This is a genomic window from Cellvibrio sp. ARAG 10.3 (genome assembly GCF_051846955.1).
Lineage (GTDB): Bacteria > Pseudomonadota > Gammaproteobacteria > Pseudomonadales > Cellvibrionaceae > Cellvibrio.
In genome coordinates this window covers 90,669-111,499 of the sequence record NZ_JBPYCU010000012.1, presented here as the reverse complement: position 1 = coordinate 111,499, position 20,831 = coordinate 90,669, and the positions used below count along the sequence as shown (strand labels likewise).

The 20,831-nt window shown below is 51.0% G+C and carries 12 protein-coding genes; 5 read left to right on the top strand and 7 right to left on the bottom strand.

Going from position 1 to position 20,831, the window contains the following annotated elements; translation table 11 throughout:
* Window positions 1–5 precede the first annotated feature (5 nt).
* Window positions 6–1,274 carry an L-fucose:H+ symporter permease gene (gene fucP, locus ACSV5M_RS15365; protein WP_439177126.1) on the bottom strand — a complete coding sequence of 423 codons (1,269 nt, stop codon included), beginning with the start codon at window positions 1,272–1,274 and terminating at the stop codon, window positions 6–8.
* 201 nt (window positions 1,275–1,475) lie between these two features.
* Between fucP and ACSV5M_RS15360 the strand changes: the two genes are divergently transcribed.
* Entirely contained in the window at window positions 1,476–2,624 is a 1,149-nt protein-coding gene (locus ACSV5M_RS15360) for an L-lactate dehydrogenase (RefSeq protein WP_439177125.1), read from the top strand.
* Window positions 2,625–3,122: 498 nt separating this feature from the next.
* The gene (locus ACSV5M_RS15355; RefSeq protein ID WP_439177123.1) at window positions 3,123–4,907 is read left to right on the top strand and encodes an endo-1,4-beta-xylanase; all 1,785 of its coding nucleotides are present in this window, start codon (window positions 3,123–3,125) and stop codon (window positions 4,905–4,907) included.
* A 101-nt stretch (window positions 4,908–5,008) separates the two neighbouring features.
* On the opposite strand, the gene ACSV5M_RS15350 is transcribed toward ACSV5M_RS15355, so the two are convergent.
* From ACSV5M_RS15350 to ACSV5M_RS15325, 6 genes are all read right to left on the bottom strand, one after another.
* Window positions 5,009–7,972 (bottom strand): TIM-barrel domain-containing protein, encoded by a 2,964-nt coding sequence (locus ACSV5M_RS15350; RefSeq protein ID WP_439177122.1) that lies wholly within the window; start codon window positions 7,970–7,972, stop codon window positions 5,009–5,011.
* A gap of 31 nt (window positions 7,973–8,003) precedes the next feature.
* Entirely contained in the window at window positions 8,004–9,725 is a 1,722-nt protein-coding gene (locus ACSV5M_RS15345; RefSeq protein ID WP_439177120.1) for a DUF5597 domain-containing protein, read from the bottom strand.
* A gap of 247 nt (window positions 9,726–9,972) precedes the next feature.
* Window positions 9,973–12,954, bottom strand: a complete 2,982-nt coding sequence (locus tag ACSV5M_RS15340) for a TonB-dependent receptor (RefSeq protein ID WP_439177119.1) — start codon at window positions 12,952–12,954, stop codon at window positions 9,973–9,975.
* Between the two features lie 184 nt (window positions 12,955–13,138).
* Window positions 13,139–15,439: a glycoside hydrolase family 95 protein gene (locus ACSV5M_RS15335; RefSeq protein ID WP_439177118.1), complete on the bottom strand. Its 2,301-nt coding sequence runs from the start codon at window positions 15,437–15,439 to the stop codon at window positions 13,139–13,141.
* A gap of 415 nt (window positions 15,440–15,854) precedes the next feature.
* A complete protein-coding gene (locus ACSV5M_RS15330) occupies window positions 15,855–16,991 on the bottom strand; it encodes an endo-1,4-beta-xylanase (protein ID WP_439177116.1) in 1,137 nt (378 codons plus the stop codon).
* Between the two features lie 219 nt (window positions 16,992–17,210).
* Window positions 17,211–17,762 carry an NADPH-dependent FMN reductase gene (locus ACSV5M_RS15325; protein ID WP_439177115.1) on the bottom strand — a complete coding sequence of 184 codons (552 nt, stop codon included), beginning with the start codon at window positions 17,760–17,762 and terminating at the stop codon, window positions 17,211–17,213.
* A 271-nt stretch (window positions 17,763–18,033) separates the two neighbouring features.
* Between ACSV5M_RS15325 and ACSV5M_RS15320 the strand changes: the two genes are divergently transcribed.
* The 3 genes from ACSV5M_RS15320 (at window position 18,034) to ACSV5M_RS15310 (ending at window position 20,764) form a co-directional block, all read left to right on the top strand.
* A complete protein-coding gene (locus tag ACSV5M_RS15320; protein ID WP_439177114.1) occupies window positions 18,034–18,987 on the top strand; it encodes a hypothetical protein in 954 nt (317 codons plus the stop codon).
* A 113-nt stretch (window positions 18,988–19,100) separates the two neighbouring features.
* Window positions 19,101–20,180 (top strand): phospholipase A, encoded by a 1,080-nt coding sequence (locus tag ACSV5M_RS15315; protein ID WP_439177112.1) that lies wholly within the window; start codon window positions 19,101–19,103, stop codon window positions 20,178–20,180.
* Between the two features lie 35 nt (window positions 20,181–20,215).
* Entirely contained in the window at window positions 20,216–20,764 is a 549-nt protein-coding gene (locus ACSV5M_RS15310) for a DUF3833 domain-containing protein (RefSeq protein ID WP_439177110.1), read from the top strand.
* Window positions 20,765–20,831: the final 67 nt, after the last annotated feature.

Here is a 20,831-nt window from a genome sequence, read left to right as displayed (position 1 = left end):
GCACCTCACGCCGCTGCTGTATCGCGCCGATAACAGGCGCGCGCAAACAGTGCGATAACCACAAAGCACATCATGGGTACCAGCACGGCGACATGGATCTCGCTTACATCAGAAATCAAACCCATCAATGCCGTGAGCACAGCACCGCCGATGATTGCCATGATCAACAGTGACGAGCCCGGTTTGGTTAATTCGCCCAGGCCTTTGATGCTTAACGCAAAGATGGTGGGAAACATCAGCGACATAAAAAAAGTTGTTCCGGCAAACGCAAACATGCCTACCAGATTGGGCGAGACAACGGCCACCAAGCACAGGGCAACATTGATCATTGCAAACAACATCATCAAGCGTGAGGCTTTGATCTTGCCCATCAGCGCAGTCGCAATAAAACGACCCGCCATAAAGGCCACAAGCGAGAGAAATACATAGGTCGCCAGGGTTTTCTCACCCGTACCTGGCAGCGCTTCTTTACCGTAGCGAATCATAAAACTGAAGATGCACACCTGCGCACCCACGTAAAAGAATTGCGCAACCACACCAAATATAAACAGCTTGTGATGCAAGAGTTTTTTAAAATCCTGCCAACCGCCGGTGCTGCCTTCCGCCGCCGGTTGTCGGGCAACCGCCGGAAAGCGCGTGGCAAATACCAACAAGGCCCAACACAATACAAAGATACCCAGTGCAATGTACGGCCCTTGCACCGCTTGTACTTCCCTCTCATACAGCTGTGCCAATTCCGCAGGTGCCAGTGCCGCCAATTCTTCCGGTGAATGTTCAATGCCGGACAGAATAAATTCACGCCCGATCAGGATGCCGGTCAGCGCCCCGAGGGGATTAAACGATTGGGCAAAGTTAAGCCGACGTTCCGCGGTCTCTGGATCGCCCATGGCGACAATTAATGGATTAGCAGATGTTTCCAGGAAGGCAAGGCCGCTGGCAATGATAAACAGGGCGATTAAAAAAATCTGATATTCGTGTAATTGCGCGGCGGGATAAAACAAAAAGGCACCGGCACCGTACAACAGCAAACCCAGAATCACGCCGGATTTATAGCCGTAATATTTCATGAACAGTGCGGCAGGAATGGCAAAGACAAAATAGCCGAAATAAAACGCCATCTGCACAAAGCTGGAGGCGAAATCGGAGAGCGTAAATGCCTTCTTGAACTGCGTAATTAAAATATCATTCAGGTGATTCGCCATGCCCCACAAAAAAAACAGGCTAATGATCAATAGCAGGGGCAGAACAAGCGGTAACTTTTCTTTATTATCCATTGGTCCTCCAACCGCACTTTTATATTTATTGTTACGGTGCCCGTTTGTCCGAACCGCTCATCAACAGGCTTTCTCGTTTCTCTCTTCGTATGGTCTTTGTATAGCACAAACGCAATTTATATGTAAAACGTTATTTATAAGTAAAACATGTTAGCATAAAGTCTATAAAACCATAACATCGAGCATCCCACTGAGGCTAGTATGATTCTCGCTAATACCGATGATTTCCGCCGCCTGGCACGCAAACGCCTGCCCCGCTTCCTGTTTGAATACATTGATGGCGGCGCCTTTAGCGAGACCACCCTGCGCAACAACCAGGAGGACCTGCAACAGATCTCATTGCGTCAGCGGGTACTGCGCGATGTGTCGGATGTGTCGACGCAAACCACTTTATTTGGACAGTCTCTGGCGATGCCGCTGGTCCTGGCCCCGGTAGGCATTGCCGGGCTCAACGCCCGGCGCGGCGAGGTGCAGGCGGCGCGCGCCGCAGAAGCGGCGGGGGTGCCTTTTTGTTTATCCACCGTCTCGGCCTGCTCGCTGGATGAGGTCTGTAACGCCGTGATCAATCCCATCTGGTTTCAGCTGTATATGATTCGCGACCGGGGCTTTTTGCGCGAAATGCTCAGCCGCGCCCATGCGGCAGGAACCCGGACGCTGCTGTTTACGGTGGATATGCCCGTGCCCGCCACGCGCTACCGCGATATTCGGTCCGGACTTTCCGGTGGCAGCGTGTTACGCCGTAAACTGGCCCGCATGACTCAGGTAATGACCAAGCCTCGCTGGGCCTGGGACGTGGGGCTTTGGGGGCGGCCGCACAACCTTGGCAACATTGTTCCGGTATTGGGCGAACGCGCCGGCATTGATGATTTCTGGGCCTGGCTGGGGAAAAATTTTGACCCCAGCGTGCGCTGGGAAGATATTGATCGTATCCGCGCAGAATGGCCTGGCCATTTCGTTATTAAAGGTATTCTTGATCCTGACGATGCGCGCACGGCAGCTTCGATCGGCGCCGATAGCATCGTGGTATCCAATCACGGCGGCCGTCAGCTGGATGGTGCCATCTCTGCCATTCGGGCCTTGCCGCGTATTGCCGATGCGGTAGGTAATGATCTTCCCTTATTGATGGACAGTGGCATTCGCAGCGGCCTGGATATGGTGCGCGCCCTTGCATTAGGCGCACGCGCCGTCATGATCGGGCGCCCGTGGGTTTATGCACTTGCTGCACGACAACAAGCGGGAGTCAGTGAGTTGTTGGCGATGTTCGCTCACGAAATGCGTGTCGCTATGGCGCTGTCGGGCTGCACCAGGGTTACGGATATTTCACGCGATAAGGTGGAGACCGGTCTGTAGAAGCCGTTGACGCAGCCTTTAAAAAGCTCTGATCTCAGCGGGTGAGATGTTTTGCAAGAATCGTCCCACCCGTTCACTCACGAAATGCGTTTTACGAATAAACCTTTTTGTTGTCTCTGACGGGGACGTGTCACGTTTAGTAACTCTTCTGTCACTTGCGCCACTGAAAATATCAATCCTCTCCTTCTGTAGACGAAAATGCGATTCCGTTTGTCGCATTAATAAACACTAGTACACAAGAACAATGTTAACGCAGTCAAGCATAGCCCTGTTGCAGGCTGGTGGACTTCTCTAGGACAAGGCATCCCCTCACCCGCCCGCGCCTGCGTTGACGTTCATTGCCCGCTGCGCTAGCTTGTAGTCACAAAGACAATAAAATGGGATGTCCAGCCTCACCGCTGACATACAAGCATGGCAGAGCAAACTTTTACCTGACGCTGATAGCACATCTCCAGCAGTGGCAGGGTACGTTTTTACATAACAATAACGGAGTCATAGATGAAAACCTTGAATAAATTACTCGTGGGCATCGGCCTTTGCACCTGTCTACCCTATCTCGCTACGGCGGATATGCTGGTGGTCGAAGCAGAGAGTGGAGCGCTGGGTTCGTCATTCGATAGCGCGACGGATACCACGGCTGAACACACCACCGCTTATATTGCTATCAATTCCACCCTGGCTGGCCAAGCACCGACATCAGTGGATCGTATTGCCATGTATGAACTGGAATTTCCCGCCGCCGGCGAGTACAACCTTTACGTGCGTTTGCGCAACGGGCCGGAAGCCGGCGCCTTTGAGGATGACAGCTTCTACTATGGCAACGGCTTTGGCGCAAAAGATGTGAGCGATGAAACGGCCTGGGTTACCGCCAATGGCATAGCCGCGGCCGGGTATTTTTTACCGGAAGAAATCGTCGGCGCGACCGGCTCGGAAGATCCGGGCAGTAAACATGAGCGCTGGAAGTGGCTGAATTTATCCGCCTTTGACGGCGGCGATACCGCAACAACTTTCACCGTCACCGCCGATGCCCTGATGCAAACCTTCCAGATCGCCGGGCGCGAAGATGGTTTGTGGATTGATAAATTTGTCTTCGCACCCGTGGGCACTGATTACACCGTACAAAATCTGGATGACGGCGTCGCACCGGAACAACCGGCGGGCGAAACACCTATCGCCGAGGGGCAGGAAAAATATCTGGGCAATATTTACAGCGCCTCACAAGTGCAAAATTTTACTGCTTACTGGAACCAGGTTGCACCGGAAAATGCTGGTAAATGGGGCAGTGTTGAAGCCACGCGCGATGTGATGAACTGGGCCCAATTGGATGCGGCTTATGCATTGGCACAAGATAATAATTTGCCTTTCCGTATGCACGTTATGATCTGGGGCAATCAACAACCGGAGTGGATCAAGACCCTGCCCGCCGAAGAACAACGTGAAGAAATTGAAGAATGGTTTACCGAAGTCGCCGCCCGTTACAGCGATATTGAAATTATCGAAATTGTGAATGAACCGGTTAATGATGCGCCGGACACTGACGACACCGGTGGTGGAAATTATATCGAAGCGCTCGGCGGTACCGGTGAAACCGGATGGGACTGGATCATCACCGCGTTTGAGTTGGGCCGCACACATTTCCCCGATACCAAATTGATGATCAACGAATACAGCGTTACCAATGGCAGTAACATTAATCCCTATCTGGAGATTATTGAATTACTGCAGGACCGCAACTTGATTGATGTGATTGGCGTACAAGCGCACGCGTTTTCCACCACCGTCAGTGCAGCGACGACCATCAGCAATCTCGACCGACTGGCCGCGACCGGGTTGCCGATTTATGTTACCGAGATGGATATCGATGCGTGCGAAAACAATCCGGATAATGACGCGGTGCAGCTGGCCAATTATCAACGTATCTTCCCCGCGTTTTGGGAACATCCCGGCGTGGCGGGTGTGACCTTGTGGGGTTGGCGCCCCGGCCTGTGGCGCAATGATCAGGGCGCTTACCTGGTGCGCAGCAATGGAGAAGAACGCCCGGCGTTAACCTGGCTGAGAGAGTATGTGCAAACCGGTGAAGTCGGCACGATTACCCCGGCAAGTTGTAATGCCGCCAGTTCATCATCCAGCAGTCAATCATCATCAAGTTCCTCCAGCGCTGCATCCTCCGCGCCGGCAAGTTCTGGTGGCGGTGGCGGCGGTGCTAGCAATCCCCTGCTGTTGTTATTGATTTTATTTGCTGGTGTAGGTCGGATTAGCGCCAGCGTAATCCGACAAAAATAACCAGGTGACGGATTACGCTTCGCTAATCCGACCTACATTTAAAAGAAAAAAACCGCCGTGTCGGCAACAACACGGCGGTTTTTTTTAGTGAAAAAAGTAATTTACGGTGCGCGTTTTACAATAATCGCTTTACCGGTGTATTCCAACGTCTTCGCCGGTTTCGCATCAAAGTTGGCGGCATCTTTGGTGGGGCCGGAAATCCAGCGCACGCTGATGCGGCGTTGCTCAGCCATCTCTTCAAAACTGCCGATACGATCGCCGATGGTCAACTCACCTTTCGCTTCATCGTAACTGACCGGGATGCGCGACCATTGGCCTTTCTCATAATCGTAGGAACGACCATCGTCTTCATAAATTTCAAAGGTGCCATTCGCGCCGGTGTACACGTTCAAGGTCAGCGGTGCATTCAGCCCTTCGTCCGTGTATTGAATAGCCGGGCCGGTCGGCACAATGGAGCCCGCTTTAACGAATAGTGGCATGCGTGAGTAAGGCGCTGCCGCGTCGATAGTTTGACCGCCTTCGTGCTTATCGCCGGTGTAGAAATCGTACCAGCTGGTGCCGCTCGGCAAATACACCTCGCGGCTGCGCGCTTTGAATTCCACCACCGGATTCACCAGAAATGCCGGACCAAACATGTACTGCGTATTGATATTCCAGGCTTTTTTATCCTCAGGAAAATCCATCACCAAGCCGCGCATGATGGTGCCATCCTTGTGGAAGGTATCGCCTGCAAGGGTGTAGATGTAAGGCATTAAACGGTAGCGGAGTTTGGTGTACCACACCATGCTCTCGTAGGTTTCCGAACCTTGATCGGCAATATTAAAAATTTCGCGGTAAGGGTTTTGCCCGTGGGAGCGATACAGTGGAACGAAAGCACCGAACTGATACCAGCGTGCATTCAATTCTTGCCATTCTTCTACCTGCTCTTTGTCCAGATCTTTCCATGAGCCTACAAAACCTTTCTTTGAACCACGGAAACGGTTCTCCGGCGTAAAGCCGCCGATATCAAAGGTCCAGTTGGTTACACCGGCAAGGTTCACACTGATACCCGCCGCAATTTGATCTTTCATGTCACTCCAGCGCGACACGATATCACCACTCCAGATGGCAGCGCCGGTACGTTGGATACCACCGAAGCCGGAACGCGTCAGAATGAAAGAACGCTTATCGCCATCGGTATTTCGTTCACCGTGATAAACACCTTCCGCATGGGGAACCGCGTAAGCGTTAAACACTTCCGCACCGTTGCCTAAGGCGTTGGGAGTCATCAATTCCTTGCGTTTGGTGAAGCTCAAATTGGAGTGGATGTCTGGCTCAACCGCATCGAGCCACCAGGCATCAAAGCCGTGAACGTTAATCTTGTCTTTAATTTGCCGCCAGAAAATGGCGGTGGCTTCCGGCGTGAAAGGATCGTAAAACGCATTCAGGTAACCCTTGCCGATCCAGTCCAGATTTTCCTCTTCGATGTTACGGTTAAACATAAAACCTTTCGCGTTTAACTCTTTGTAGTTTTCCGTGGTGGGATAAAACTTGGGCCACACCGAGATCATGATCTGCGCATTCATGTCGTGCACCTGATCTACCAGCTTTTTCGGATCGGGGAAGAATTGCTTATCAAAGTCATGGCTGCCCCAAGCGTCTTCCGGCCAGTAGGACCAGTCCAGCACGATATTGTCGATAGGAATTTTGCGCGCGCGATATTCTTTCAGGTTGGTGATGATTTCATCGGAAGATTTATAACGTTCACGACTCTGCCAAAAACCGTAGGCCCATTTTGGCAGCATAACTGACTTGCCTGTGAGGCGACGATAACCCGCAATCACCTCATCTTTGTTGTCACCGACCACAATATAATAATCAATGGCCTTGCCCGTTTCCGAAGCCAATGACAGTTGATGTTGTTGCTCGTCTGATTGCGCATCCAGATGCCGCAAATGGAAGTAACCACCATCGGGTTTCCAGTCAACCCGAATCGCTTTTTTCTCCCCGGCATTCATGTTCATATAATGGTCGTGGTACCAGGGGTTCCAGTTCATGCGCCAGCGCTCCAGCACCGTTTCGCCGTCGAAAGCGAGGGTGGCGTAACCGGAGGAGTACATTCTGAACTGATGCTTGCCCGAGGTCGAGGCCTCAACACTGCCTTCGAGTTCGACACGCAGCGTATTATTTTTGTAGGCATCGGCCACTTCGGTGGGGAACGGATTTTCCAGATTGGCCCCCTGACGCAGGAATTGATGGTCAAAATCTGCTTCAACGCGCGTCAGTTTTAATTCATCACCGATGTAGTAGCGCACCGTAAGGCCGCCCTCTTTGCCTTCGGCGTCGTAAAGTTTCAAGGAAGCATTCAAGGGCTGAGCTTCGTGCGGATTACCGAAACGGGTAATCGAATTGTTATCCCACAGCACGCCATAGTTACGCGATGACACAACGTAAGGAATCGAGATCACCAGGTTGTAGGTGGTCAGCTCGACATTTTCGCCGGCGTAATTTACCTGACCGTTCTGGTGTTGGCCCAAACCAAAAAAACCTTCATCGGTGTTGCGATTAAATTCCTGGCGAATCGCAAAGGAATCCGCATCCACGTCATCCGGATCGCCAATTACCGGTGAAAAGGTACCGCGATTCTCTTCCTGCAGCAAAAGGTTGCCTGCTGCATCACGGAAAGTAATTACACCGTTACTCAGTGACACCTCTGCCGTCATCACATCGGTTTTCAGGACGAGGTTATTGCCTTGCTGATCCGTGGTAAATGGCAGATTAGTGGTGGGTTGGGCGACGACCTGAATACTGGGCGGAACCACATCAAGACTTTCACCGGGCACGGCCGTCACACGGATAATATTGTCCGCCATTACCTGCAAACGTACTTTTTTGGCAGGCCCATCCGGCAAGGTCAGGATAACACCATCCGCCACGCGCTCCACCTGCGCCAATGACTGCACCTGTTCGGTTTTGGCCGAGGCGTTCGGAGGGGTTTCATTGCCATTTTTGGAACACGCTTGTAACAGGGCGATTGACGTCAGTGCTATGACGCACCCCTTGATAAAATGCCCGGTGGTTAGCATCGTTTTCTCCTCGAATTTTATTTATTAGTGACTACTGCGTTTCATAGGTCGCCATACGCACTTTCAATAGGTGCATACGCGACGTGAAATTCAAACCCCAATCGGTCTGATCGCCATTCCATACTCGCTCGAACACCCATTGTCCATCTTTATAGTGGCCTTCTTCTACGCGGTCGATCATATATTTTTTACCCTGCACCTCGGCTGAGCCCTTGAAGGTGACACGCGCCCGATAGCCGGTGACAAGATATTCATTGTCACTGAGCTGTGCAATCAGTACACCGCCGGAAGAAGGATTGTTGCCCACTGGAGGATCAATCCAGAACATATGCCGACCATAGGTCACCTCAGCATCCCACAAACCCAGGTCGAGTAACTGGGTATAATTCGCTGCATTTTTTACCGCTTCCGCCTTTTGTTCTTCCGGTGTAGCTTCGGCATTCCAGATTTTTTTATTCGTGACGTTGGTGTCGACCGGTTCTGCCACACCCCACACCTTGCGCTCAAAGCTTAATTTCGCCCATTCTCGCGCCATAGGTGCCAGCAGGCGATAGTTTTGCGCAAAATGCTCAATGGCTGCATCATTCATCTCCCGAGTACCTAAGGGATAATTAACGTAATCGGTGTCATCCATGCCAAAGGGTGCAAAGCCAATGCCCTGGTAACCCAATGTAGAAAAAAAATAACGGGCAAAAGGTTGATCGTTGCCGATCTCGGCAACAAACAACGCATTGTCTGGCCGCGAATAAAGTTCCAGCACCTTGTCAACCGCTTTGTAATCGCGGAAATAAATATCCGGGGAGAGCATATCAATATGGGCCGCCGCCGCCTTCCAGATATCAATCACGTTATCCGTTGGACCCCCACTGGAATACTGGCCCGGTAATCCGGGATTGAAGGGATTACGCAATGCCACGTTCACATTCATTGGCAAGGGTTTTACGGCTTTACCGGCCGCGGCGATTTCATCGACATAAATCGCAATATGATAGGCGTGAAAAAATTCGTCCGCATCTTTACCGAACACCTGCGCCCAGGTACCTGATTTCGTACCGAGCTTTTTAACCAGTGTTTCGGGCACGGGCGAATTAAATAATCTTTGTGCAGTGGGTGAAAAATCCCTTACCGAGCCGTAGGTGCCTACTTCGTTCTCCACCTGTACAAGTATGACAGTGTGTTGCTTATCTATCTTTTTTAAGTGGCTCATCAGCGCCACAAAGGCTTTTTTATCGGCTTCCAGAGTGGTTCTGAAATGTGGCGACAAAGAATTCAAGGTATCGCCATCCTGTTTTACCACGCGCGGGAAGCGCTTATTGTCCAGTTTCACCCATGCCGGAGCGTAATGTGGCGCGTTATTTTTCCAGGTAGCAAACCATAATAAATTTAAACGTAAGCCGCGCTTACGGGATTCTTTAACCAGATAATCTACAAACGAGAAATCGAATTTTCCCTCTTCTGGCTCTATCTGCTCCCAGGCCACAGGAATACTCAAGGTGTTCGCGTGCATTTTTTCCAGCGTCGGCCAGACATCTTTCAGAGCCGCAGGATAATTCGCCGAATTATTGGTCTGTGCGCCGAGGATCAAATAGGGCTCACCATCCACCATCAACGCATGGCGACCGTTCTGGGAAACCAAGGAGGGAATTTCCGCAGCCTGTGTTGGCAAAACAGTCAACGCAAGGAGCGATAAGCAGGAAAAAAGGTAACGCAAAAACAGACCACAACCTGCATCAACCATACGGCGGGTAGGCATAGCATTCTCCGATTCGATAACCACTACCGCTCAATAAAAATGCGCCCACACACTTCGCAAAAAGTCTGTGGACGCGCAAGAGCTCCAACTCGGCATAGTTTAGCGGTGGTACAACTCAACCTAACGAACACCACTTAACCCACATCGTTAAACAGCATTCTATTGAGCATTCAGGCTACACCTGATACGACACTCAACAGGCCCCTTGCACCGCCGCCGTCGGTGCAAGGTAACTGAAACGCGCTAATTAAAAATTAGCGCGCAGTGTCAGGGCGTAGCGGGTGTCGTTGACGAAGTAAGACGCGTAGTGATCGCCAGCGCCATCAGGGTTTTGCTTCATGATGGTACGGGTTTCTTCATTGGTCAGGTTATTCATTTCTAAACCAATCTGCAGATTGTCATTGAGCTTGTAGAAAATCGAACCATCGAGCTGACCACTGTCATCACTGTATACGGGTAGTCTCCAACTTGCGCTTTGGTTAGAACCTATCCCGCCGTCGGTCCCGTTAAACCCGTTTGGTCCGATTGACATCAGATACTCGTCGCGCCAACTCCAAGCCAGACGAATCGATAACGGACCTTTTTCATACATACCAACAATGTTGTATGCGTGCTCTGAAAGTCCTTCATAAGGCAGTTCACCGACATAGTCGCGGCCATCCGTATCTCGAGGCGCGATGGTTTGACCAGGATTATCAGGATCATCAGACAGGGGGATATCCGTAGAACTGTCGATAAAGGTGTAGTTGAGTTGCAAACCTAAACCATCCAGCGGCGAGGGTAACTGATCGAAAAATTGACTGTATCCGATTTCAAATCCGTTGATATCTGCAGTACCCGCATTGATGGGCTGGGTAACGTCATAATCTTGCATTGTGCCGTTCAGGTCCGGATACTGCTCCACTATTGTCTGGTTACGGATAATGCCGTCGATAGATTTGTGGAAGAAGTTGAGGTGAGCCATTCCACCGGCATCATTGAAGTACCACTCAAACGACAAGTCAGCCTGGTCAGCTTCCAACGGACGAAGATTAGGATTATTCCAGGAGCTGGCCGTCAAATCCCATTCACCTGAAGTGGAATCAAGATCGGCATTTAGCACGCGGTAAGCTTGCATCTGGCTAAAGTCAGGTCGGGCAATAGCCTGTGATAGTGCCAGACGTGCAATCAGCGTATCGGTAATTTGTAACCGCAGGTTCAGGCTCGGCAACACATCAGTATATTTGTTGCCAACCTGTATGGTTTCCGATTGACCATTGCCATAAGAAGCCTGTGGCACCGTATTAGGATATACAAGATTACCCTCTGAAACGGCATCCGTCTGAACAACACGCAATCCCAGATTACCATCTAACGGAAGCGACCAGTCTTCAAAACCAAAACGCAATAACGCATAAGCTGCGTAGGTTTTTTCTTCCTGGACATTCAGCCATTCAGGATCATTTTTATCGCGCAGAGTGTAAGGATAAAACTCAGAAAACGGCGTGCCATCTGCTGCAGTGTGCCCTAAAGAATCCGCATAAGCACCGGCATCCGCGTAGAGCTGTACGAAACTTTCCGGGTAGCCTTTGGCAATATCCAAACTGGGCGCCCAAACTACACCTTGTAGATCCGCATCACCGCGGAAGAAGTTTGAGAAGGTATTAAAACGCATCTGGGAGCCGTCTTGCATGTAGGGCATACCCAATTCATCAACATTGAGCGCACCGTCCCATGCGGTTGTCATCCAGGTTTGATAGATACCTTGCCAGTGGTAACCGGTGTTGATGTTTTCAGCTTTACGATCGGTAACCCTCACACCAAATTTTACCGATTTAACCACTGAACTTTCGAAGTTATATTGCGCGTCCGCTCGCCATGCGAATTGATCCGCATCGCTATCCTCGATATGAGGCATTGCAAAGCCCCAGTAATAATTGGTCGGATCCGCCAGATAATCCGCATCGGTACGGATGGAAGGCAAGCCGCCAGACAAATCAACATCAATGTAATTCAAATTGATGCCGGTAGCGACGGTGCTATCAAGCGATTCCGTAGATGAATCGGTGTATTGAAAGTCAGTACTGAACTCCCAGCGGTCACTGGGAAGCCATTTAATACCTGTAGAGTAATCGGTAGTGATTGATGTTCTGGTTGAGACGCGAATGTCAGCACCGAATGGAATACCCGGCACTTGCGGGGCCCAATCTGGTGGAGCAGCGTTGGTTAATCTACCGCTGACAAAAACTCCATTCTCATCATAGACAGAGTCATCAGAGAAATTGGTAGCCCAGGGATCGTTCTGAACAAAGATGGCATCTTCATCCCAATTCATATCGTATTCACTGCGGAACACCGTAAAGTAGACTTCAGTTTCGTCGTTGGGTCGCCATTGCAATGCGCCATAAGTCCCCAGGCGTTCACGCTCGAAGTTCATCGTCCGCCAGTCAGCTCCCTTTGGAACCCAGGTTGTCTCGCCTTCAACTATGTCTGTGCGCGCAAAGAACGGACGCACGAAAATACCGTCGGTGCGCGTGGCGATTTCTGAAGAGGCTACATCCAGAAGTAAGCCGAACTCACCAGCGTTTGTGTCCCAGCGGTTGCTGTAGAGTGCAGAAAAAGATGGCCTGGTTTCTTCAGCGAAATCGCCATAGTTTGCACTGGCGGACACAGCCAGGTGTTGGCCATCGCTGTCAAATGGCATCTTGGTACGCAGGTTTACCGTACCACCCAAACCACCTTCGATCATATCGGCTGACGGGTTTTTATATACATCCACTCCGGCCATCAATTCTGCCGGCACATCTTCAAATGATAAGCTACGACCGCCGCTGGCAGAGAAACTGTCTCTACCGTTCAACTCACTGCGAACGTGTTTCATACCGCGAATAGCAACACCACTTCCCTCTGCAGAAAAGTGTTCTGGATCACCGATGGAAATAAAGCGTTCGATGGTTACACCGGGAATACGCTGGATAGCTTCGGTGATGCTGCGATCCGGTAATTTACCAATATCGTCCGATACGATCGAATCAACGATTTGTTCAGAATTCTGTTTGATCAGTTGCGCAGACTGAACACTCCCCCGTTGCCCCGATACAACAATCTCCTCAATATCACTACCGCCAATATCCTGAGCCATCGCTGGTGCGACTGCGCTCATCGCGCCCAACAGCGAGAGGCCGGAGGCCAGCTTGATATGCAGTGGTAATTTTTTCTTTAAAAATTGATCTTTATTTTTAATTATCATGAATTTTCTCCAAATGAAGGTTAAACCACCCCGAACATCTATTATTGTTTTGCCATGGTTATGGCTATTTCCTTACGATGTTAAAAGCCCAGTATGTTCGATACGACGTTTCGCTATCTGTTATCACTATTTTCCGAAAACTAAAGCCGTTTAATTTTTATCTACTATCCCGGTTGTTATGGTTTTATTCTGCGAAGGCTTTGGATAAGAGGTAGGTTTCTCCTGCCTGCGCAGCAAAGTGCCTGGTGTGGCCATCACCCTGGGTGGTGATGGCAGCTCCGTCAGAGAGCCTGGTTAACTGAAATGTTTTGTTGAACAGTGGTGTGCGCAAATAAAGTGTTGCTGCCTTGCCGGCTTTAATGGTTGCACGTTCCAATTGGTGATGATTCCACTCCATGGCGAGTGTCACATCACCGCGCGCGCGCAAGCCGGTTACCGAGCCAGTTGACCAGGCCTTGGGCAAGGCGGGTAATAAATAAATCTCGCGATTCTGGCTTTGCAGCAACATCTCCGCCATGCCCGCTGTTGCGCCAAAATTGCCGTCGATTTGAAAGGGGGGATGGTTGTCCCAGAGATTGGGCAAGGTGCTTGCGGTTAACTGATCGCCCAGCAATTTATGAGCGCGATCACCATCAAGTAAACGTGCCCACAAATTCACTTTCCATGCTTGCGCCCAGCCGGTTCCACCGTCGCCACGGGCATTTAATGAGGTGCGCGCTGCGGCCAATAATGTTTGATTGTCACTGTTGTTGATCTGATGACCGGGATGCAAGGCAAATAAATGTGAGACGTGACGATGGTCGTTCTTCGGGTCATCAAGGTCCAGTTTCCATTCCTGCAATTGTCCCCATGAACCGATGCGAATTCCTTTATCCAGTTGCAGCAGGGTTTTGCCGACCTGCTGTTGAAATTGAGCGTCACCCAGTTGTTCCGCTGCCGCGTGCACATTGGTCAGCAAATCAAACACAATTTGTTGGGACATGGCCGCCGCCACAGTGAAATCACCTTGCTCTGGCGAGTAACTGGGAGAGACCACCAGCAAACCGTCACGCGGGTCTTTTATCAGGGCATCCAGCCAGAATTGCGCGGCACCTTTCATCACCGGATAAGCACGGTCACGCAAAAATTTCTCGTCACCATGAAACAAGTAATGTTCGTAGTAATGTTGCGCCAGCCAGGCGCCGGCTTCCGGTTGCCAGAATGCGGTGGGCCATTCAATAACACCGGTGAAACCCCAGATATTGGTATTCAGAAAGAGCGTCCAGCCATCCGCGCCCAATAATTTTTTGGCGGAGACGCGACCGGGTTCAACCAATGCGTCGACAAAATCAAACAAGGGACCGGTGGTTTCACTGAGGTTGGTGACTTCCGCCGGCCAATAATTCATCTGCAAATTAATATTCACATGATAATCCGCATTCCACGGCGGTGTAGTTGAGTGATTCCAGACACCTTGCAAGTTTGCTGGCAATGAGCCGGCGCGCGACGAAGCAATTAATAAATACCGACCAAACTGAAAATATATCGCTTCAAGCGCTCGATCAGCGGCGTGATCACCTTTGCGATAATTCGCCAGCAGTTGCGGCGTGGGCTTATCGGGAATGGTTTGCCCAATGTCCAATGAAACGCGGCCAAACAGTGCGCGATAGTCAGCCTGGTGGTCGCGCAATAATTGTTGATAGGTTTTTTTGCTGGCTTGTGTTACACGCTGGCTGACACGCGCGTGGGGATTGTCGCTACGGTAATGCGGATAGTCCAACGCGTAATCCGTACCGGCATGAAGAATCAGGGTTGCCGCATCGGCACCGCTTACCGTTACGCTTCCCTCTTTACGACTGGATAGACGACCGCCCTCGTTAATCACGTGAACCTGTGCCTCGAAGGCAAGGCGGTTGTCTTTCAAATGGCCCGCCAGGGTAATCCGCCCGTTGCGCGCTGTGGATTTTTGTGTGCGATTGTCCGGTGTTTGGAAACGCGCGTTGAAATGGATTTTACCCGGCTGATCCGCCGTCACACGTACCACGATGACCTTGTCAGGGTAACTCGCAAAATATTCACGTGAATAGTTCACGCCCTCATGGAAATAAGTCACCCGCGCAACCGCATTCTCTAAATCCAGTTCGCGTCGATAGTGGCTCACGCCATCAAGCGAGGGAAATTCCAGCAGCAAATCACCAAAGGTTTGATAGTCACCATAGCCGGTAATTTTATTGCCCAGTTGTTGCGCAACGGCCTCCGGCTTCATCCGGCCTTGCGTTTCCAGGGTTTTGCGTACCTTGGCCAAAGCCTCCAGGCGCGGCTCCTTCGGCAGTCCGAAGTCATACCCCTGAGTTGAACCGGGGCCACCGGTCCAGAGGGTTTTTTCATTGAACTGGATCTGGTCGAGCGCAACACCGCCCTGGATAACCGCGCCCATAGCACCGTTACCAATCGGCAGGCCTTCGCGCTCCCAATCACTGGCGGGCTGATCAAACCAGATACGCATACCTTGCTCTGTCAGAGCCGCACTGGCGGACATTGCCCACGCCAAAGCCCAAACTATCAAGCATAGGGATCGCAGCCAGCAACTGCGGGATTTAGCCGGTGTGGCCAGGGTCAGGTACCTGCTCCACATAAAAAGACCTCTTTTTTTATATTTTTATGGCATAGCCAATATTCTGACTATACGCATTATTATGGTATATATGACTATTTGCGCAATCATAGGCGAATTTTTTCACCTGTGCAATGTTTATTACCTGTGGTTTAACAACAATTAACAACACTTAATGTAACCGAGAGCGGATTTATCGGAGGAGGGCATTTGATAGTCAAAAGACAATTATGCGGGGATAGCCAAGAGGCGTGACGCCTGCGCAGATGCTCCTGCGCAGGCAAGGCGTTTTTGTTAGCGCTTTTCCTTAACGCTTAAGATCCAGCAATCGAAAGTAAGCCGCTTTGGGTTTCAGCTCGCGATCAAACAGCAGCGGGTAGTTGGTCCGCCCCGGCACCGGAAAATCATTGAGCCAACTGAGGTTATCGCTCACACCCCACAAGGTTACCCGGTCAATCTTGTCGCGGTGCTTGAGGAAGATCTTGAACAGCGCCACATACCTTTCGCTCAGCGCCTCTTCGGCTTCGGCGGTCAGGCCATTGATGTAAGGATCAATCTCCGGGCGGTATTGGAAGCGGGTGGCGACGTCCGCGCCGGTAATACCCCATACACTTGGCAAGACATCAACATCCAGTTCGGTGATATGCACGCGCACGCCCTGCTCCGCGTAAGCGACGATGCTCGCCTCCAACTCTGCCAGCTCAGGATGTTCCATACCCACGTGGCCCTGCAGACCCACGCCGTGAATGGGCACGCCTTTTTTCTTAAACTCTTTCAACATGGCGACCACCCCGGCGCGCTTGCCCGGCATGGCCATGTTGTAGTCGTTGTACATCAAATGGGCTTTAGGATCGATCTCGTGGGCCAGTTGGAAAGCGCGCGCAATGTAGTCTGTGCCGGTGGCTTTATACCAGGGGCTCTGGCGCCACTGTCCATCATCCTCAATCGCTTCATTGACAACATCCCAGGCGGGGATGCGACCTTTGTAGCGTTCCATCAAGGTGGTGACATGCTCTTCCATCACCTTGAGCAGCGCTTTTTTGTTAAGGGGTTTGCCTTTTTCATCGAAAAAGACGCTATCCGGTACCTGGCTGTGCCACACCAGTGTGTGACCAACAATGTGCATCTTGTTGCGCGTGCCGAAGTCAACAAACTTGTCGGCCAACTCCCACTGCCAATTATCAAGGGTTGGACGAATCGGCCCCCATTTCATCGCGTTTTCGGCGGTGATGGAATTAAATTCGCGCGCGATCAGACCGAGCATCTTGCTATCATTTTCAGCCAGGGAAGCAGAACTGACGGCGGTGCCGATAAGAAAGTCTTTTTGGTAGTGGTCTTTTAGCCCGGTATCCGCAACCGCTTTCGCGAAGGCTGCGTGTTTCAGTTGGGCCAAGGTGCCTAGCAAAGCTGTAGATGCCAACAATTTACGGCGGGAAATATTCATAGTGTGAGTCCTCGTTATTGTTTTTGAACTCTAGTATACAAGTCAGGATTTTTGTAGCGATCTAACACTATTTAACGGAGCAGCGTTTGGAGAACGGCATTGTCGAGAAAGGTTTAATTGAAGATAAAGGCTCAAAAAGACCCGTGTAAAAAAGACGCGTGGTGATGTCCGCCGCGTGATGCCTGCGGACATCCTGAAATCCACATCCAGTGAAATAGACTAGCGGCTAAAGCGCGCCTCCACCCAGGCGATGTAATCAGTCACAAAGCGTTGCAGCCGGGTTTTAACATTATCGTCAGTTAATACCCCGTCTTCGGTAAAGGATTGCTGAGCTTGGGGCACAATAAATTCCGGTGCAGGATAGGCTTCCGCCAACACTGCGGCCAACACCAACTTTAATTGCCCCTGGGCGCGGGCTCCGCCGGTAGGCCCTTTGGAGGCACTCATAATGGCTGCCGGTTTATGGGCCAACACGGATTTGAACGCCGGGCGTGACAACCAGTCCAGGGTGTTTTTCAAACCACCCGGCAATGCGTAATTGTATTCGGGAGTGGCAATCAATAACGCGTCTGCGGCCGCCACCGCTTCTTTCAAGCGAACAACGGCATCCGGCTTATCTTCACCGTCCAGGTCTTCGTTGTACACCGGGATATCGGCAATCGAGACAAGGTCGGCAGTTACACCGTTTGGCAGGGCCTGGATCGCGGCCTGTACCAAATGCGTGTTGAGAGAACCTTTGCGTAGGCTTCCACTAATGGCTAGTAATTTCATAACAGAATTTCCTTCGTTAGATAAAAATGTCATACGCCATACGTTTATGGGCGTTTGTGTGGATAGAAATACGGCATCGATAGTCAGCCATAGAGGCGGTTATAATCGACACAAAGCCGCTCCCCGGCACCGGTCCGGCCTAGCCAGGTAACTCACTCAGTAGTAGCTAACTGGCATAGCTGTTGCTCACATTTTCGCTAATGCACCACCGCTGAGCCCTTACCCGGCACGTTTGTATCTTCATCATCGGCACAAGTGACTCAAGAGCACCATGATTGCACACAAGGGTTTATTTTCTGCACCATCTGCCAGCACGGACACCGGGATGTTCGCGCAGTTCTGTGAACTCTACCGCCAACGCCAGGACGCGCTCAACCTGATCAAACAACTTATACAAATGATCAAGGCGGTTCAACGGCATCGCGGCATGAGCATGGCGCTATTGGGTGGTAACACACTGTTCCGCGAGGAATTTGATCGCTTGCAACTGCAGTTGGAGCGCAGGCTGATGTCGCTGCAAACCTTTGCGGCACACACCAACCAGTTATTGTCCGAGCGGGACCAGGAAAATCTGCACAGCGCCTGGGTAACCATCAGTCGCGATTGGCAGCAGGACTCGGTGATCGACAATTATGAGCTCCACTGTCACCTGATAGAGCAATTGCTGGGGATGCTCGCGACCCTGGCCAAACAACTGGAGCAACCGGTGTCGGCCCTGGTGAATAACCATGCCGATGTCCCGCTGGTGAATGTTGATGGCACCAGCTATCCCAACCGTTTTCGCCACCTGGAAGTCCTTCACTTTTCCACCCGCCTGATGCCATCGGTGGTTGAACAGATAGGCCGCATTCGCGCGCTGTCGACCTACGCAGCCGCTATCGGTCATTGCGACAGTCACCACGATGGGAAATTGCGTTATGTGATTCAATGCACGCGGGTCAATAATGAAAAACTACGGCATCAGGCCAAACGCCTGGAAGGCATACTGGAAGGTGACATCGGCCTTCTGGGACAACTGAAAAGTTACGAAATAAAGCTGATGTTCCTGCTCACCATGGTCGAAACCGATGTATTGCACGGTGGAAAAATTACCACTGACAGCAATCGCTTGTTCAACGTTGCCACCGATATTATCGATGTCTACCTGCACGTTATTGAAGACGGTATTCAGCTGATTACGCGCTGGCACGAGGAAGATATCGAAACCTGGTTGCAATCCGCTTAACACCTGGCCCGGTCAAAGCACCCGACTGCGCTGGCGCCCCGTAAATGAATGCTTGCCTAAACGGACACAATACCTACAATACCCGCAAACTTTTCATTTTTCAGGTGGTATCCATGGCAAACCGGTTGTTGTTGGCGAGCGGGCTCTTATTGTCCGCCGTAAGTACCCAAGCCCAAACCTCTGCAACAGACATTACCATCCCGACCCCGGACCTGAATGCATGCCTCCGCTCCAGCGTGACCGGCGCGGCAGACGATATGTCGGTAGAAGAACTAAAAGCTGCATGCATCATCCTGCTGGAAAAAAAAGTTCTTTCACAATCTGACGAGTTGGAAACCCAAACGATTTCAGAAAAGCCCAGGAACGAGCGGCGCGCGCTGAACGAGCGCATGACCATCGAAGCCTTGAACCGGACCAACCGATTTACCCTTACCCCGCACCGGCGCAACTACATTATGCTCGCCAGCTACAAGGATGACCCCAACAACGAACCCTATATTGCCGCAGATCATCAATTGCAGAACTTGCGGCATACGGAAGCGGAATTCCAGTTGAGCGTCAAGATTCTGTTGCGCGAAGGCATTTTTGATGACAACGGGCACTTGTTCCTGGGGTATACCAATCAGGCATTCTGGCAGGTCTACAACCGCGATATATCGGCTCCCTTTCGCGATACCAACCATCAACCGGAGCTGATCCTGAGTTTCACCAACGATTGGGAAATCTTCGGTTTCCGCAATGTGTTGAACGAAGGCGTCATCAATCACCAGTCCAATGGTCAGAGCGGTGAACTGTCGCGCAGTTGGAATCGCGTGATGTTTAATACGGTTTTCGAAAGAGGGAATTATGTCTTCGCCTTTACGCCCTGGTATCGCCTGCCGGAAGATGAGGAGGATTATCCGGGTGACCCGCGCGGTGATGACAATCCGGATATCGAAAAATTTATGGGTAACTTTGAACTAAACAGTGCCTATAAACGTAAACAGAACATCTTTAATGTCATGTTGCGCAACAACTTACGCAGCGAGAATAAAGGTGCGGTGGAATTGGGCTGGAGCTTTCCGGTATCGCAACGCTCCCAAACCATTCGCGGTTACGTTAAATACTTTAATGGTTACGGCCAATCGCTGATTGATTACAACGACCATTCACAGGTCGTTGCCCTGGGATTCATCTTTACCGATTTATTTTAGGGAGCCGTTACCGATCTTCATGTAAGAGGTGATACATGATCAGTCTGGCTCCGTTTAAACATTGGCAAAAAATCCTGCTGCTGTATTTCGCTACCACCCTCGGCGCATGTTCTGCAACGGACGTGCGCCAATACTCTGACAACATCCCCGCCTTTGCCCCACAGGAATTTTTCAACGGCCATTTAACCGCCCACGGCGTTTTGAAGAATCGGCGCGGCGAAGTTACCCGATATTTCACCGCGACGATTGATGCATCCTGGAGCAACAATGTCGGCACCTTGGCAGAACGTTTCGTCTTCAACGACGGCGAAGTGCAATTTCGAACCTGGACCTTAACACCCTCAGGCCAGAACACTTACCAGGCTACGGCCGGTGATGTGATCGGCGCAGGCAAAGCACAAATCAGCGGTAATGCCATGCAGGTGGATTACGTGCTGGAGATTGATTACCGCGATAAAAAGATCAACCTCAATGTAGAAGACTGGATGTGGCGAGTCGATGAAAACACCGTAATCAATCATTCCATCCTGCGCAAATGGGGTTTTCGTGTGGGCAGTATCCAGATCGCCATCGTCAAGCATTAACTCTTTTTATTTGCCAACGGTTACATCTGAAACAGCTTTCGCAATGAAAGCTGTTTCATCCCGCCTG